Genomic DNA, 15601 nt, shown 5'->3' with positions numbered 1-15601 from the left:
CAGCGGGCTCGCGGACTACGCTTGAGCCGTGAGCACACAACGGGTCTTCGTCGCACGTCTGGCAGGATGCGCCGTCTTCGACCCCGCCGGCGATCGCCTCGGCAAGGTGCGCGACGTCGTCATCGTGTACCGCAAGACGGCGTCTCCGCGCGTGATCGGACTCGTGATCGAGATCCCCGGGCGCCGCCACGTCTTCCTCTCGATCGGACGCGTGACCTCCATCCGCTCCGGTCAGGTCATCAGCACGGGTCTCATCAACGTGCGCCGATTCCAACCGCGCCCCGGCGAGGTCCGAGTCGTCGCCGAGTTCCTCGGCCGGCGGGTCAGCCTCACCGACGGTGGCGGCACCGCCGTCGTCGAGGACGTGGCGATCGAACAGGACCGCCACGGCGAGTGGGGCATCACCCAGCTGTTCCTGCGCAAGGCGAAGACCAGCGCCTCGCCGTTCGCCAAGGGCCCGACCACATTCGCGGCCTGGAACGAGGTCGCCGAGCTGCGAGAGCCCGGCCAAGCCCAGTCGGCCGAGCAGCTCGTCGCCAGCTACTCCGAGCTGCACGCCGCCGACCTCGCCACCACCCTGCTCGACCTCCCGCAGGAGCGACGGATCGAGGTCGCCGAGGAGCTGCCGGATGAGCGACTCGCCGACGCGCTCGAGGAGATGCCCGAAGACGACCAGGTCGGCATCCTCGATCGCCTGGGCGATGAGCGCGCCGCCGACGTGCTCGACGAGATGGAACCGGACGACGCCGCCGACCTACTCGCCCAGATGCCGCCGGAACGGCTCGAGCACCTGCTCGCCCTGATGGACCCGGAGGAGGCCGAGGACGTCCGGATGCTGCTGCGCTACGGCGCGGACACCGCCGGCGGACTGATGACCCCGGAGCCGATCATCCTGTCGGCCGACGCGACCGTCGCCGAAGCCCTCGCACTCATCCGTCGCCACGAGCTGCACCCGGCCCTCGCGGCGGCGGTGTTCGTCACGCTGCCGCCCTTCGAGACGCCGACAGGGCGGCTGCTCGGCGTCGTGCACTTCCAGAAGATGCTGCGCTATCCCCCGCACGAGCGACTCGGCGCGATCCTCGATGAGTCCGTCGAGCCGGTCGCCGTCACCGCCTCGGCGGCCGAGGTCGCGCGCATGCTCGCCAGCTACGACCTCGTCTCGCTGCCCGTGATCGACAGCGCGCACCGGCTGGTGGGCGCCATCAGCGTCGACGACGTGCTCGACTACCTGCTGCCCGACGACTGGCGCACCCACGACGCCGACGAGCCGACGGCGGGTGCACGCTGATGGCGCGCCCCTCGCGCACCGCGCCTCTGGACACGCCCGGCACTCGCGGAGTCACGCGCACGCAGTCGCCGTCGCGCGATCGATTCGGCCGCTTCACCGAGTGGGTCGCGCGGGCGATGGGCACCCCGACCTTCCTCACGATCCTCACCCTGTTCTGCGCGCTCTGGATCGCCTACACGATGCTGGCGGAGCAGAACGGCTGGTGGCGCTTCGACTCCGCAGCCCTCGGCTTCACCGCCCTCACGCTCATCCTGTCGCTGCAGGCCTCGTACGCCGCGCCGCTCATCCTGCTCGCGCAGAACCGGCAGGACGACCGCGACCGCGTGCAGATCGAGCAGGATCGTCAGCGTGCCGAGCGCAACCTCGCCGACACCGAGTACCTCGCCCGGGAGATCGTCGCGCTGCGCATGGCCCTCGAGGAGCGCTCGAACCAGCAGATCACCCGCGACGTGCTGCGCCACGAGCTGAAAGCTCTGCTCGCCGAGCTCAACGACGACGAGAGCGCAGCAGAGAACAGCCATGACGCTCGCTGACCGGGTGCGCGCGGCTGTCGCCGCCGTCACCGACCCCGAGCTGCGCCGTCCGATCGGCGACCTCGACATGGTGCGCGACATCGTCGTCGACGGCACGGCGGCTCGCGTCGGGATCGTGCTCACGATCGTCGGATGCCCGGCCGCCCAGCGCATCGAGCAGGATGTGCGGGATGCCGCGGCATCCGTCCCCGGCATCGACCAGGTCGCCGTCGACGTCGGCGTCATGACACCCGAGGAGCGACGCGCGCTCACCGAGAAGCTGCGTGAGGGACGCCCGGCACGCCAGATGCCGTTCGGACCGGACTCACTGACGCGGGTGATCCTCGTCTCGAGCGGAAAGGGCGGCGTCGGCAAGTCGACCGTCACCGCGAATCTCGCCGTCGCCCTCGCCCGTCAGGGACTGCGGGTCGGACTGGTGGATGCCGATGTGCACGGCTTCTCGATACCGGGACTGCTCGGCATCGCGCCCGGAACTCAGCCCACCCGCATCGACGACCTCATGCTGCCGCCCGTGGCGCACGATGTGAAGACCGTGTCGATCGGCATGTTCCTGCGCGACGGCGAAGCCGTGGTCGCCTGGCGCGGACCGATGCTGCACCGCACCGTGCAGCAGTTCCTCACCGACGTGTTCTTCGGCGACCTCGACGTGCTGCTGATCGACATGCCGCCCGGCACCGGCGACATCGCCATCTCGATCGGTCAGATCCTGCCCCACGCCGAGGTGCTCGTCGTGACCACCCCGCAGCCGGCGGCGGCCGATGTCGCGATCCGCAGCGGGCTCGTCGCCAGGCAGACCGGTCAGCGGGTGATCGGGGTGATCGAGAACATGGCGGCGTTCGCCCTCCCCGACGGCACTCTGCTCGACCTGTTCGGCGAGGGCGGCGGAGCGGAGGTCGCGCGAGCGCTCAGTGCTGATGGCGATGAGGTGCCGATGCTGGCATCCATCCCGCTCAGCCCGGCGCTGCGCCGCGGCGGCGACGAGGGCGTTCCGGTCGTGCTCGGCGATCCGGATGACGTCGCGGCGTGCGCCATCATCGACGTCGCGGAGCGCATCGCCCACCGCGGGCGGGGGCTCTCCGGCCGCGCCCTTCCCCTGCGGCTCGGCTGAACGGGCTCAGGTGGCCTCGACGTCGAACGGCGGCGGTGTCTGCCGCGAGAAGTACGTGCGCGTCATGCGCGGCCGCACAGCGGCGGCCGGGTCGGCGGCGACCGGGTCGGTGGCGACGGCAGTGCGCGTGGAGACGGGCTTGGCCTCGAACTCCGGCTCTTCGAACAGTGCGTCGCGGATGATGCGGCGAGGGTCGTACTGACGCGGGTCGAGCTTGCGCCAGTCGACCTCGTCGATCTCCGGGCCGAGCTCGTCGCGCATCCTGCTCTTGGTGTCGCGCAGGTACTCCCCGGCGCGGCGCACGAACTTCGCGAACGATTCAGCGGCCTTCGGCAGACGCTCGGGACCGATGATGATGACAGCGACAAGCCCGATCAGCAGCAGCTTGTCGAAGGTCAACCCCAGTTCCATCCCCCCAGGCTACCCGCCGCGCCTCCCCGCGTGATGCGTCGCGCCGCTTACGCTGGTGAACACAAGCTTTTCCGAGGAGAAACCCCATGAGCGAGCACGACGCGAACGCCCGATTCGCGCGAGAGACCATCGTCGAGCCCGCCGCGATCGCCCGCGCGCGCGCCCACGCCCTGGAACTCGGAGCCGCACCGATCAGCCCCGCAGTGGGCGCGCAGTGCGGGGTGCTGGCCGCTGCCAGCGCCGCCCGATCGATCCTCGAGATCGGCACCGGCGCCGGAGTCTCCGGCCTGTGGCTGCTGCGCGGAGCGCCGCAGGCGGTGCTGACGACCATCGACAACGAGCGCGAGCATCTCGCCGCCGCTCGCCAGGCGTTCGCCGACGCGCGCATCCCCGCTGCCCGCGGCCGTTTCATCACCGGCCGCGCGTCCGACGTGCTGCCGCGGATGAACGAGGGCGCCTACGACATCGTCTTCATCGACGCCGACCCGGAGAACGTCATCGAGTACGTCGAGCACGGCCTGCGTCTCGTGCGCACCGGCGGGCTCGTCCTCGTGCCGCGAGTGCTGCAGGGCGGTCGCGTCGCCGACCCGGTGCAGCGCGACGCGATCACCAGCGCCTACCGTTCCCTGGTGCAGGAGACGCAGGAGTCGCAGGCGGTGCTGGCCGCCCTCTCCACGGTCGGCGAGGGACTGCTGCAGCTCGCCCGCATCGCCGAGTAAGCGGCGAATCCGGCTGAATACAGCAGAGGGGCGGCGGATCCGCAGATCCGCCGCCCCTCTCATCGGAAGGTCAGACGCTCACGACGGCGCCCAGCACGTCGTGAAGCTCCTTCGCCTCTGCGTCGTTCACGGAGACGACCAGACGGCCGCCGCCCTCGAGCGGAACCCGCACGATGATGAGTCGCCCCTCCTTCACGGCCTCCATCGGTCCGTCGCCGGTCCTCGGCTTCATCGCTGCCATCGTGGCACCCTTTCCCTCGGTGGTATGGCTCAAGTTTATCGGTAGCCTTCACCCTTCGGTGTTACGCGTGTCACATCCGTTTCACGGCACCTGCCAGTAGGTCTGCGCCGAGCCGTACATCGCGAGAATCCACACCCACTGCAGCAGCAGGCAGACCAACAGCATCCCCCACCGATACGCCCGGGAGCGCGGCACCGCCAGGGCCCCTGCCAGCGGTGTCAGCGGAAACAGCAGGCGGAAGGTGCTCGACTGGGGGAAGAACACCGCCAGCAGGTACAGCAGGTAGCTCGCGCTCCACAGCCGGATGTCGAGGCCGAGCCGCCGCACGCTACGCGCGCGCAGCAGCGCGTATCCCGCGCCGATCACGAGAAGCGCCAGGATCACCCAGCCGGCCCAACCCGGCATCCCCCACTGCCCAGCCCAGAACTCTGCGCCGCGCACGAATCCCTCGAACGGGATGAAGTCGGCGCTGGGGTCGCTGAGCCAGTTGCGGCGCCACGACAGCTCGGTCTTCAGGTAGGCGCCCGGGTCGCCGGTGACGAGCCCCGCGATCACCTGCCACGAGAAGCCGACCAGCGTCGTCAGCGCTCCGAGCGCGATGATGTGCGCGATGTGCTTCGACGGCAGCGGATGCCGGTCGCGTGAGACCCACCGCGAGATGCCGTGCAGCCCGAGGAACAGCGCGAACGCCAGCACACCAGGGCGGGTGAACCCCATCACCGGGATCACGAGGTACAGCCACCCGTACCGGTGACGCGAGACCAGATCGAGCGCCACGAGCAGCAGCAGCATGAAGAGACTCTCGGCATACCCCACCTGGAACAGCGCGGCGAGCGGCCCGCTCGCGAAGAACGCCACCGCCCACAGCGCCGCCGCTGCGCCGATCCGGGGCCGCAGCAGCCGGTACAGCACGAGACAGGCGAGGAAGCCCGCGGCGAGAGACACCAGCACAGCCCCCGCCGCCCACACACCCAGGCCCACGAACTGCGCCAGATAGGCGTACACCGGCATGAACGCCCAGGCGTTCTCGAGCACCTGCCCGGCCTCGTTCACAGGCAGCACGCTCGGGTAGCCGACCACCGCGACCGTCCAGTACCACTGGGCGTCCCAGCCGAGCGCGTAGTCTCCCAGCGTCGGCGCCGCACCGAAACGCGATGCGGGGCTCGACGCGGCCGCGGCGAGCACGAAGAACCCGGTTGTCACCAGCCGCGACAGCAGGTAGATGATCGCGATGCGACCGGCGACGGGAGTCCGCACCCAGCCGCGCAGTGCGCCGGTCAGGACGCGGTGAGCCACGCGCGCAGTCCGCGTTCGACGTCCTCGATCTGCGCGACCGGCACGCGCTCCTCGTCGTGGTGCGCGAGATGCGGATCGCCGGGGCCGTAGTTCACTGCGGGCACCCCTATGGCCGAGAAGCGCGCGACATCGGTCCAGCCGTATTTGGCGTGCGCCTCTCCCCCGACCGCTGCGAGGAACTGCTGCGCGATCGGCGCGTCCAGGCCAGGACGGGCGCCGCCGACGGCATCGACGATCTCCACGTCGAATCCGGCGAACGCCGCGCGCACGTGGGCCTCGGCGTCGGGGACGCTCTTGCTCGGCGCGAAGCGGTAATTCACCTCGACCTCGCACAGATCGGGGATGACATTGCCTGCCACACCGCCGCTGATGCTGACGGCATTGAGCCCCTCGCGGTAGCCGAGCCCCTCGACCGCGACCTCCCGGGCACGGTACTCGGCCAGCCTGCTGAGGATCGGCGCCGCCGCATGGATCGCGTTCTCGCCGATCCACGAGCGCGCGCTGTGCGCGCGCACCCCGCGCACGCGGACGACGGCTCGCAGCGTTCCGTTGCATCCGCCCTCCACGCGTCCGTCCGACGGCTCACCCAGGATGGCGAAGTCGGCGGCGAAGAGGTCGGGGCGTGCCTGAGCGAGCAGGTGGAGACCGTTCAGCGAAGCGTCCACCTCCTCGTTGTCGTACCACATCCATGTGATGTCGACCGAGGGCTCGGCGAGCTCGGCGGCCAGCTTGAGCTGCACCGCCACGCCGGCCTTCATATCGACCGTTCCGCGACCCCACAGGTACCCCGCACCGTCGATCTCGATGTCGCGGGTGGGAACGTTGTCGTTGATCGGCACCGTGTCGATGTGACCCGCGATCACCACACGCTGCGCCCTGCCGAGATCCGTGCGCGCGACGACGGTGTTGCCGTGACGCACCACCTCGAGATGCGAGCACGAGCGCACCGCCGCCTCGATCGCATCGGCCAGCGGCGCTTCGCCGCCGGACACGCTGGGGATGTCGCAGATCGTGCGAGTGAGATCGAGAGAGGATGCAGTCAGATCCAGCGCCATGCGCCCAGCCTAGCCACGCCGACACATCGCGCCGCCAATGGGTCCGGGCCCGTACCGTAGGAAGATGAGCACTGCACGCATGGTCTGGGGCATCGGCCTGAGCACGATCGCATCCGATGGCACCACCCTCGACGCCTGGTACCCCGAGCTCGGCCTCGGCGCTCCGGAGCCCGACGACGCCGCAGCTGCGGCATCCTCCTGGGGCGCCTTCGCGGACGGCGATGAGCGCCGGGGAGTGACGGTCGAGCTCGTGCAGCTCAGCATCGACCTCGACGCCCCGGTCGCATCCACCGCCGACGCGTACCTGCGCCTGCATGCGCTGTCGCACCTGCTGGTGCGTCCGAACGAGCTCAGCCTCGACGGGATCTTCGCGCACCTGCCCACCGTGGCATGGACCAACGCGGGACCCATGCACCCGGCGGACGCCGCGCGGCTGCGGCCGGTGCTGCAGCGGCATGGCATCCAGGTGCAGGGGCTCGACAAGTTCCCCCGCCTCACCGACTACGTGCAGCCCGCGGGCGTGCGCATCGCCGACGCGTCGCGGGTTCGCCTGGGCGCGCATCTCTCCCCCGGCACCACGGTGATGCACGAGGGCTTCGTCAACTTCAACGCCGGCACCCTCGGTGCGTCGATGGTGGAGGGACGCATCTCGCAGGGCGTCGTCGTCGGCGATGGCAGTGACATCGGCGGCGGCGCATCCATCATGGGCACGCTGTCCGGCGGCGGACAGCACCGCGTCTCGATCGGTGCGCGCACGCTGCTGGGCGCCAATGCGGGCATCGGTATCTCGCTCGGCGACGACTGCGTCGTCGAAGCGGGGCTGTATCTGACCGCAGGCACCAAAGTGGTCGTCGCCGGCGCCACCGCCGACGACGGGCGCCAGACGGTCAAGGCGGCTGAGCTGTCTGGCCGCAGCGGACTGCTGTTCCGCCGCAACTCGCTGAGCGGTGCGGTCGAGGTCGTGCAGCGCTCGGGTCACGGCGTGACGCTGAACGAGATGCTGCACGCCTGATCACGGTGCTCGCACAGGCCCGCAGCCGCGGCTGCTGTCGGGCGATCACGGCGCACGTTCAGCCCAGCGGCCACCGCTGCTGTTAGGGTGAGACTCGACGCCCCTCGCGAAGCGAGACGTCTGCGTCGTCGATATCCCTCCGCACCGGCATCCGGTCGCGGTCACCTCGAGCGGCGAAACGATGCGCGATCCCGCGCCGTCGCCCACTTCCGCAGCCACGCTGCGCCTTCCCGGAGATACTCCTATGCCTTCCTTCCTCGATCTCGGCGTGCCCGCCGTGCTGGCCGATGTTCTGGCCGCCGACGGCAAGACCGAGGCGTTCGCCATCCAGCGCGACACGCTCCCCGACTCCCTCGCCGGCCGCGACCTGCTCGGCCGCGGCCGCACCGGCAGCGGCAAGACCATCGCGTTCGCGCTGCCCCTGGTCGCCCGCCTGGCCGCATCCGCCTCGCGGCGCCAGGCCGGCCGACCCCGCGGTCTGGTGCTCGCACCGACGCGCGAACTCGCCACCCAGATCGCCGCGACCATCAGGCCCCTCGCCGAGGCCGTCGGCATGCGCGTCACCACCGTGTTCGGCGGCGTCAGCCAGCGCCCGCAGGAGCAGGCGCTGCGCGGCGGCGTCGACATCGTCGTGGCCTGCCCCGGCCGGCTCGAAGACCTCATGAAGCAGGGTGTCGTCTCGCTCGCCGCTGTCGAGGTGGCCGTGCTCGACGAGGCCGATCACATGGCCGACCTCGGCTTCCTTCCCGGCGTCACCCGCATCCTCGCGGCCACCCCGGCCGGCGGACAGCGCCTGCTGTTCAGCGCCACCCTCGACCGCGGCATCGACGCACTCGCGAAGCGCTTCCTCAGCCGTCCGGTCAGCCACGAGGTCGACGAGGCGAGCGTCCCCGTCGGCGAGATGACCCACCGCGTGCTGATCGCGTCGGATGCGGATGCCAAGAAGAAGCTCGTCGAGGATCTCGCATCCGGCGTCGGCCGTCGCATCCTCTTCACCCGCACCAAGCACCATGCGAAGAAGCTCGCCAAGCAGCTGACCTCGGCGGGCATCCCGTCGGTCGACCTGCACGGCAACCTCGGCCAGAACGCGCGTGAGCGCAACCTCGCCGCGTTCGGCGCCGACCCGGCGAACGGCGGGGTGCGCGTGCTCGTCGCGACCGACGTCGCCGCTCGCGGCGTGCACGTCGACGATGTCGAGCTGGTCGTGCATGTCGACCCGCCCGTCGAGCACAAGGCGTACCTGCACCGCTCGGGTCGCACCGCTCGTGCGGGCGCCGCCGGCACCGTGGTCACGCTCATGCTGCCCGAGCAGCGTCGCGACGTGAAGGACATCCTGCGCAAGGCGCAGATCACGGTGGGCCTGGAGGACGTCACGCCCGCCATCGTCGCCGAGCTCGTCGGCGAGCGCGCCCCGAAGGTGAAGTACGTGCCGGCCGCCCCTCAGCAGAGCAAGCCGAAGGCGAAGCCGGCGCAGCAGCCGGGCGAGCAGGCCGGCGGACGCTCGCGCCCGAGTCGCCGTCGCTCCGGCAGCACCCGGGACGCGGCCCCGCGCACCGACGTGGGTCGCGAGCGCTCGCGTTCGCACGGTCAGAGCAGCCAGCCGCGGTACTCGACGCAGACCGGGTCCCCGGCTGGCCAGCAGCGCCAGGGTGACCACGCCGGCGCACGTCCGGCATCGAGCGGTCAGCAGCATGGCGCCGGTCGCGCACGCGCCGGGTCGCGCCGCGCCAGCCGCCCCCAGGGTCACTGACCTCAGCAGACGCGCAGAACGGCCCGGCATCCGAGAAGGATGCCGGGCCGTTCCGGTCCGGGGATGCGCTCCCCGAGATCAGCGTGTCGGGTAGGAGCGCTCCGGCGACCCGACGTACAGCTGCTGCGGACGACCGATCTTGGTCTGCGGGTCGAGGTTCAGCTCACGCCACTGCGCCAGCCAGCCGGGCAGGCGGCCGATCGCGAACAGCACGGTGAACATGCGCGTGGGGAAGCCCATCGCCTTGTAGATCACGCCGGTGTAGAAGTCGACGTTCGGATACAGCCGGCGCTCTTTGAAGTAGTCGTCGGCGAGCGCGATCTCCTCGAGCTCCTTGGCGAGGTCGAGCAGCGGATCGGTCACGCCGAGCTCGGCGAGCACCTCGTCCGCCGCCTCCTTGACGAGCTTCGCGCGCGGGTCGTAGTTCTTGTAGACGCGGTGCCCGAAGCCCATCAGCTTCACACCGGCCTCCTTGTTCTTCACGCTCTCGACGAAGCGCTGCACGCTCTGACCCGACTCGCGGATCTGCCCGAGCATGGTCAGGACCGCCTCGTTCGCCCCGCCGTGCAGCGGGCCGGAGAGGGCCTGGATGCCGGCCGAGATCGACGCGAACTGGTTGGCGCCGGTCGAGCCGACCAGACGCACGGTGGACGTCGACGCGTTCTGCTCGTGGTCCTCGTGCAGGATCAGCAGCAGCTCGAGCGCCTTCGACATGACCGGGTTCACCTCGTACGGCTCGCTGTGCACGCCGAAGTTGAGCTTGAGGAAGTTGTCGACGAAGCTCAGCGAGTTGTCGGGGTACAGGAACGCCTGTCCGACGCTCTTCTTGTGCGCGTACGCGGCGATCACGGGCAGCTTGGCGAGCATGCGCACCATGTTCAGCTCGACATGCTCGGGGTTGTGTGGGTCGGTCTGACCCTCGTAGTAGGTCGACAGCGCGGCGACGGCCGACGACAGCACCGACATCGGGTGAGCGGTGTGCGGGAGGGCGGAGAAGAAGTGCTTGAGATCCTCGTGCAGCAGGGTGTGCCGGCGGATCTTCTCGTCGAACTCACCGAGCTCGGTCGCCGTCGGCAGCTCGCCGTAGATGAGCAGCCACGCCACCTCGAGATAGCTGCAGTTCTTCGCGATCTGCTCGATCGGGTATCCGCGATAGCGGAGGATGCCCTGATCTCCGTCGATGAAGGTCACAGCCGACTTGGTGGACGCGGTGTTCACGAAGCCGTAGTCGAGGCCCGTGTAGCCGGTCTGACGCGTGAGCGTCGAGAAGTCGATGCTGTCGGTGCCGCTGCTGCCGCGGACGACGGGGAACTCCGCCGTGGTGTCGCCGATCGAAAGAGTCGCCTTCTCGGGCTGAGCTGCGCTCACGCCAACCTCCTGCTGCGTTCGTATCGTCGTGGGCGATGAGTGACGCACGCAGCGCCGTTCTGGCAGACCCCATCGCCCCTACAGCCTAGTGGTGACCTCGGCCTACTGTGACATCCGCCAAGAGATGCGCGTCATCACCCCGTGGTGCACACAAATGTCAGCGATCGGCGGCGATCAGACGCGTCGCCGCCTGCTGCACGCGCTCGAGGGGCGCGGTGAGCGAGAGACGCACGTGCTGCCCGGAGTGGTCGCCGTAGAAGTGGCCGGGACCGGCCAGGATGCCGAGGGATGCCAGACGGTCCATGGACTCCCAGGCGTCGCGTCCCTCTGTCGCCCACAGGTACAGGCCCGCCTCGGAGCCGTCGATGCGGAACCCCGCCTCGACGAGCGCGGGCAGCAGCGCCTCACGGCGCTGACGGTACAGCTGCTTCTGTGCGGCGACGTGCTCGTCGTCTCGCAGGGCCACGGCCATCGCATGCTGCACCGGGGCGGGCGGCATCAGGCCGAGGTGCTTGCGCGCGGCGAGGATGTCGCCGATCAGCTTCGAGCACCCGGCGATGAACGCCGCACGGTAGCCCGCGAGGTTGGACTGCTTGCTCAGCGAGTAGACGCTGAGCAGACCGGCGCGGCTGCCGTCGGTGACGCGCGGGTCGAGCACCGAGGGGATCGCCTCGCTCCGCCAGAGGCCCTCCCAGCCGAGCTCGGCGTAGCATTCGTCGCTCGCGAGCACAGCGCCGAGCTCGCGCGCCCGGCGCACGGCGACGCGCAGAGCATCCACGTCCCAGGTGCGGCCGTCGGGGTTTCCGGGGCTGTTGATCCAGATGAGCTTCGCGCCCTCGGGCCACTCCGCGGGGTCGTCGGCGGCGACAGCGGTCGCGCCGGCGACCGCCGCACCGACGGCGTACGTCGGGTAGGCGACACGAGGGTGCACGACGACGTCGCCCGGGCCCAGGCCGAGCAGCAGAGGCAGCAGCGCGACGAGCTCCTTCGAGCCGATCGTCGGCATGACGTTCGCCTCGGTGAGGTCGGGCACACCGCGCCGGCGGGCGTACCAGTCGACGATGGCCCGGCGCACGTCGCTCGTGCCGACGGTCTGCGGGTAAGCGTGTGCGTCCGTCGCCTCGGCCAGTGCGCGGCGGATCACCTCAGGGGTGGGGTCGACCGGCGAGCCGATCGACAGATCGACGAGTCCGTCGGGATGCCGGGCGGCCCGCTCGCGGTAGGGAACGACCGCGTCCCACGGGTAGTCCGCGAGATCCCGGACTCCCACTCACTCCCCCTGCGGGGGCACGGCGGTGACGACGGGGTGGTCGAAGTCGTAGACCCCGACCTTGGATGCGCCACCAGGAGAGCCGATCTCGTTGAAGAACTCGACGTTGGCCTTGTAGTAGTCCGCCCATTCCTCGGGCAGGTCGTCTTCGTAGTAGATCGCCTCGACCGGACAGACCGGCTCGCAGGCGCCGCAGTCCACGCACTCGTCGGGGTGGATGTACAGCATCCGCTCGCCTTCGTAGATGCAGTCCACGGGGCACTCATCGATGCAGGCGCGGTCCTTGACATCGACGCAGGGAAGGGCGATCACGTACGTCACGTGTTCAGTCTACGACCCCTCAGCGCGCCTCGCCCCGCGGTGCGGCCGCGCTCGCGGACAGCTCCCTGAGCCGCCGGGTGTCCGGCCAGGCCACGACCAGCATGACGATGCCGGCTGCGACGTACATCCAGATGTTGCCGAGTGCGGTGTTCTGCACGACGATCGATCCTCCCGGTCCGCGCTGGGAGATCACCAGAAGCAGCGCCATCATCCCCAGTCCCGCAGCGAGCGCCGCCCACCGGTCGCCCGTGAGGGCGCGGAGCGCGACGAGCAGCGCGGCGCAGGCGATGCCGCCGAGGATCATCCCGACGGGCACGGGCCCGATCGTGAAGCTGTGCGCGATGGTCGCGGCGACACCGTACACGGCCCCGGCCAGGGCCGCGGCCAGCCACGAGAGGCCTCGGGAGAGCATTCTGCGCACGGAGTCAGCGTAGTGCGTGCTGCTGTCCCCCGCCTGAGGAGCGCTCACGCGGCGAGGCCCACCAGGCGCAGCAGCGCCGCGACAGCGGCGGCGGCGAACACGACGACGAGGAACGACTGCCGCATCCACAGCAGCCCCGCGGCGACGAGCACGGCCGGCACCCTGGCATCCACCATCACGGCCTGGCCGGCGCCCAGAGTCTGCACTGCGACCAGCGCGCCCAGCAGCGCGACCGTGAGCAGATCCGAGATCCGGGCAGGTCGCGGCGCCTCCAGCAGCCGAGCGGGCACCAGGTATCCGGTGGCTTTCAGCCCGACGCAGATGCAGGCGGCGAGCAGCACCGCACTCCAGACGGTCATCGCGACGTCTCCGCCGGCGTGTCCCTGCGGCCGAGCCAGTTGAACCAGCCGACCACGATCGCCACGAGCGCGGCGACGAGCACCGGAAGACCCGGCATGAGGAAGGGCGTCAGGCTTGCGGCGACCACGGCAGCGGCGACGCCGACGGCGATCGCCTGACGTTCGCGCAGCCGGGGCCAGAGCAGCGCGAGAAATGCGGCGGCGGCAGCGGCGTCGAGACCCCAGGCCTTCGGGTCACCCAGCACGTCTCCGAGCAATGCGCCGGCCAGCGTGGTGATGTTCCAGCCGACGAGCACCCCGAGCCCGGTGAGCCAGAATCCGAGACGGCGCAGGGGCGGTGTCCCCTGAGAGATCGCGACGGCCGTCGACTCATCGATGGTGACGTGCGCGGCCGCGGCGCGGCGCCAGAAGCCGTCCCCGATGATCGATGACATGCGCATGCCGTAGGCGACGTTGCGCACCCCCAGCAGCGCGGCGCTGGCGACGGCCGAGGGCAGAGCGGCGAGGCCGCCCGCGCCGAACACGCCGATGAAGGCGAACTGCGACCCGCCGGTGAACATCAGCAGGCTGAGCACGCAGGTCTGCCACACGTCGAGTCCGGATGCCACCGAGAGAGCGCCGAACGAGATGCCGTACGCGCTCGTGGCGATGGCGACACCGAGGCCCTCGCGCCACACCTCCCGGGTGGCGTGCTCCTGGTCAGCTGTTCGGTGCACTGAACGCATGGACAACATTCTGAACACCGCGGATGGCCGAGTCAAATCGAACGAGCGTTTGCCATACTGAACGCATGGATCTGCGTGAACGTCTCGCACTCGCTCTGCGCCGCGAGCGGGAGGGCGCCGGGATCTCGGTGTCGGAGCTGGCCCGCCGGGCAGGCGTCTCCAAGGCCACCGTCTCCCAGCTCGAGAGCGGCTCCGGCAACCCGAGCGTCGAGACCCTCTGGGCGATCGGAGACGCGCTGGGCGTGCCGTTCGCGACCCTCGTCGACGATCGCGCCCCGACAGCGCGGCTCATCCGCCTCGGTGACCATGCGGGCGTGCCGTCGGCCGCGTCTCCCTATCTGGCAACGCTGCTCTCAGCTGCGGCTCCCGGCACGCGGCGCGACATCTACCTCATCCAGGCCGAGCCGGGCGAGCCTCGACGCTCTCTGCCGCACCGTCCGGGCACGACCGAGCATGTCGTGCTGGTCAGCGGCGAGGCGCTGGTCGGCCCGCACGACACGCCCGAGCTGCTGCACCCCGGCGACTACCTTTCGTACGCGGGCGATGCGCCGCACACCTTCGAGGCGCGCAGCCCCGGCACCAGCGCGGTGCTGGTGTCGGAGCTGCGCTGACTCGCCGCTTCAGCGGTCAGTACCAGTTCATGGCCTGCGAGTGGCCCCACGCGGCACACGGCGATCCGTAGGAGCCGTTGATGTAGCCGAGTCCCCACGCGATCTGCGTCGCCGCGTTCGTGCGCCAGTCGGCACCGGCGCTGGCCATCTTGCTGCCGGGGAGCGACTGAGGGATGCCCGTCGCCCCGCCGTTGGCGTTGTAGGCCTGGTAGTTCCACCCGGACTCCTTGGTCCACAGCTTGGCGAGGCAGGAGAACTCTCCCTCGCCCCAGCCGTACCGCTCGGCGGCCATGGCACGCGCGGTCGCCTTGGCCCCCTCCGGGGTGTTCGCCGCGGCGAGGCGAGCCTGCTCCTCTGCCGCGCGCCGTGCTGCCTCCTCGGCGGCGACGCGCTCGGCTTCCGCCTGCGCGCGCGCAGCCTCGGCGGCCACACGTGCAGCCTCTGCTTCCTTCCCTGCCGTCAGCGCGTTCTGCAGGTCGGAGGTCTTCGACTGGAGGATGGTGGTGCCCTGCACGACATCGGCCGTGAGGTCGACGACCTCCTCGGACGTCAGCTGATCGGCCTCGGTGAGGCTCTGCACCTCAGCGGTCAGGTCGCTGAGGTCGATCTCGGTCTGCTCCGTCGGCAGCGAGAACTCGACCTGAGCGACCACGTTATTCAGCGACTCGGCGTTCACCAGAGCGATCTTGCCGTCGTCGGCGGCGTCGGCGGCCTGCTCCAGGACATGCTCGGAGGGGATGGCGCCGAGCGCGGCGGGGGCGAAGACCGCGCCGGCGGCGGCGGTGGCGGTCAGCACAGCGCCGACGGCCACGGCGATGAACGGACGCCGCATGCGGGAGTGAGCGGATGCCAGGTTTGCGACCCGCTGAGACGCACGCGTGTTCTGGGTATCGATCATGGGGTGAGGTTCGACCTTCGGGGTTCGTCGAGGGCCCGGACCCTCACGGGGCGCGCTCATGGGAGCGCCGTTTCCCGGGCACGAGAGACAAGTCTGTCCTCTGCACCTGGGCAGAACCCTGCTCTCATCTGAACGGGAGGTGCGCGCTTCCCGAGAATGACGCCCTTGCGCGTTCGGGGAAGTATGTTATGAGTTCGTTATCTTCCGTGCGGCCC

At 70.3% G+C, this 15601-nt stretch carries 18 protein-coding genes; 7 read left to right on the top strand and 11 right to left on the bottom strand.

Going from position 1 to position 15601, the window contains the following annotated elements:
* Positions 1–28 precede the first annotated feature (28 nt).
* The 3 genes from ACIPV2_RS03330 to ACIPV2_RS03320 are packed head-to-tail and all read left to right on the top strand — an operon-like array spanning position 29 to position 2929.
* Entirely contained in the window at positions 29–1288 is a 1260-nt protein-coding gene (locus tag ACIPV2_RS03330) for a magnesium transporter MgtE N-terminal domain-containing protein (protein WP_101187221.1), read from the top strand.
* A complete protein-coding gene (locus ACIPV2_RS03325) occupies positions 1288–1821 on the top strand; it encodes a DUF1003 domain-containing protein (protein ID WP_400838459.1) in 534 nt (177 codons plus the stop codon). Before ACIPV2_RS03330 ends, ACIPV2_RS03325 begins: the two co-directional genes overlap by 1 nt.
* The gene (locus ACIPV2_RS03320; protein WP_400838456.1) at positions 1808–2929 is read left to right on the top strand and encodes an Mrp/NBP35 family ATP-binding protein; all 1122 of its coding nucleotides are present in this window, start codon (positions 1808–1810) and stop codon (positions 2927–2929) included. The genes ACIPV2_RS03325 and ACIPV2_RS03320 overlap by 14 nt, the downstream gene beginning before the upstream one ends.
* A gap of 6 nt (positions 2930–2935) precedes the next feature.
* On the opposite strand, the gene ACIPV2_RS03315 is transcribed toward ACIPV2_RS03320, so the two are convergent.
* Positions 2936–3340, bottom strand: a complete 405-nt coding sequence (locus ACIPV2_RS03315; protein ID WP_400838453.1) for a twin-arginine translocase TatA/TatE family subunit — start codon at positions 3338–3340, stop codon at positions 2936–2938.
* 86 nt (positions 3341–3426) lie between these two features.
* On the opposite strand from ACIPV2_RS03315, the gene ACIPV2_RS03310 reads away from it, so the two are divergent.
* A complete protein-coding gene (locus ACIPV2_RS03310) occupies positions 3427–4059 on the top strand; it encodes an O-methyltransferase (protein ID WP_400838450.1) in 633 nt (210 codons plus the stop codon).
* 70 nt (positions 4060–4129) lie between these two features.
* On the opposite strand, the gene ACIPV2_RS03305 is transcribed toward ACIPV2_RS03310, so the two are convergent.
* The 3 genes from ACIPV2_RS03305 to dapE form a co-directional block, all read right to left on the bottom strand.
* On the bottom strand, positions 4130–4300 hold the full coding sequence (locus ACIPV2_RS03305) for a DUF3117 domain-containing protein (protein WP_101187225.1): 171 nt from the start codon (positions 4298–4300) through the stop codon (positions 4130–4132).
* Positions 4301–4381: 81 nt separating this feature from the next.
* Positions 4382–5596, bottom strand: a complete 1215-nt coding sequence (locus tag ACIPV2_RS03300; protein WP_400838446.1) for a hypothetical protein — start codon at positions 5594–5596, stop codon at positions 4382–4384.
* On the bottom strand, positions 5578–6651 hold the full coding sequence (gene dapE / locus ACIPV2_RS03295) for a succinyl-diaminopimelate desuccinylase (RefSeq protein WP_400838443.1): 1074 nt from the start codon (positions 6649–6651) through the stop codon (positions 5578–5580). Before dapE ends, ACIPV2_RS03300 begins: the two co-directional genes overlap by 19 nt.
* Positions 6652–6715: 64 nt before the next feature.
* Between dapE and dapD the strand changes: the two genes are divergently transcribed.
* Together dapD and ACIPV2_RS03285 are read left to right on the top strand one after the other, a co-directional pair.
* Positions 6716–7663, top strand: coding sequence for a 2,3,4,5-tetrahydropyridine-2,6-dicarboxylate N-succinyltransferase (dapD, locus tag ACIPV2_RS03290; RefSeq protein ID WP_400838440.1), 948 nt, complete (start codon positions 6716–6718; stop codon positions 7661–7663).
* Between the two features lie 244 nt (positions 7664–7907).
* Positions 7908–9413 (top strand): DEAD/DEAH box helicase, encoded by a 1506-nt coding sequence (locus tag ACIPV2_RS03285; RefSeq protein ID WP_400838437.1) that lies wholly within the window; start codon positions 7908–7910, stop codon positions 9411–9413.
* Positions 9414–9491: 78 nt separating this feature from the next.
* On the opposite strand, the gene ACIPV2_RS03280 is transcribed toward ACIPV2_RS03285, so the two are convergent.
* The 6 genes from ACIPV2_RS03280 to ACIPV2_RS03255 all read right to left on the bottom strand — a co-directional run bounded on the left by ACIPV2_RS03280 (position 9492) and on the right by ACIPV2_RS03255 (position 13877).
* A complete protein-coding gene (locus ACIPV2_RS03280; protein ID WP_400838433.1) occupies positions 9492–10781 on the bottom strand; it encodes a citrate synthase in 1290 nt (429 codons plus the stop codon).
* A gap of 157 nt (positions 10782–10938) precedes the next feature.
* The gene (gene dapC, locus ACIPV2_RS03275; protein ID WP_400838430.1) at positions 10939–12051 is read right to left on the bottom strand and encodes a succinyldiaminopimelate transaminase; all 1113 of its coding nucleotides are present in this window, start codon (positions 12049–12051) and stop codon (positions 10939–10941) included.
* On the bottom strand, positions 12052–12372 hold the full coding sequence (gene fdxA, locus ACIPV2_RS03270; RefSeq protein WP_101187233.1) for a ferredoxin: 321 nt from the start codon (positions 12370–12372) through the stop codon (positions 12052–12054). It lies immediately after the preceding gene.
* A gap of 19 nt (positions 12373–12391) precedes the next feature.
* Positions 12392–12784: a histidinol dehydrogenase gene (locus tag ACIPV2_RS03265; protein ID WP_101187234.1), complete on the bottom strand. Its 393-nt coding sequence runs from the start codon at positions 12782–12784 to the stop codon at positions 12392–12394.
* A gap of 53 nt (positions 12785–12837) precedes the next feature.
* Positions 12838–13152 (bottom strand): AzlD domain-containing protein, encoded by a 315-nt coding sequence (locus ACIPV2_RS03260; RefSeq protein WP_400838427.1) that lies wholly within the window; start codon positions 13150–13152, stop codon positions 12838–12840.
* Positions 13149–13877 (bottom strand): AzlC family ABC transporter permease, encoded by a 729-nt coding sequence (locus ACIPV2_RS03255; RefSeq protein ID WP_400838424.1) that lies wholly within the window; start codon positions 13875–13877, stop codon positions 13149–13151. Before ACIPV2_RS03255 ends, ACIPV2_RS03260 begins: the two co-directional genes overlap by 4 nt.
* A 65-nt stretch (positions 13878–13942) precedes the next feature.
* Here ACIPV2_RS03255 and ACIPV2_RS03250 point away from each other — a divergent pair, with 65 nt between their 5' ends.
* A complete protein-coding gene (locus ACIPV2_RS03250) occupies positions 13943–14488 on the top strand; it encodes a helix-turn-helix domain-containing protein (RefSeq protein ID WP_400838421.1) in 546 nt (181 codons plus the stop codon).
* Positions 14489–14504: 16 nt separating this feature from the next.
* On the opposite strand, the gene ACIPV2_RS03245 is transcribed toward ACIPV2_RS03250, so the two are convergent.
* Positions 14505–15386, bottom strand: a complete 882-nt coding sequence (locus ACIPV2_RS03245; RefSeq protein ID WP_400838418.1) for a phospholipase — start codon at positions 15384–15386, stop codon at positions 14505–14507.
* Positions 15387–15601 lie beyond the last annotated feature (215 nt).

The sequence above is a fragment of the Microbacterium sp. NPDC089987 genome (assembly GCF_044748505.1).
Taxonomy (GTDB): domain Bacteria; phylum Actinomycetota; class Actinomycetes; order Actinomycetales; family Microbacteriaceae; genus Microbacterium.
Note: the sequence above shows the minus strand (reverse complement) of the source record. Positions and strands in the feature narration are given on the sequence as shown.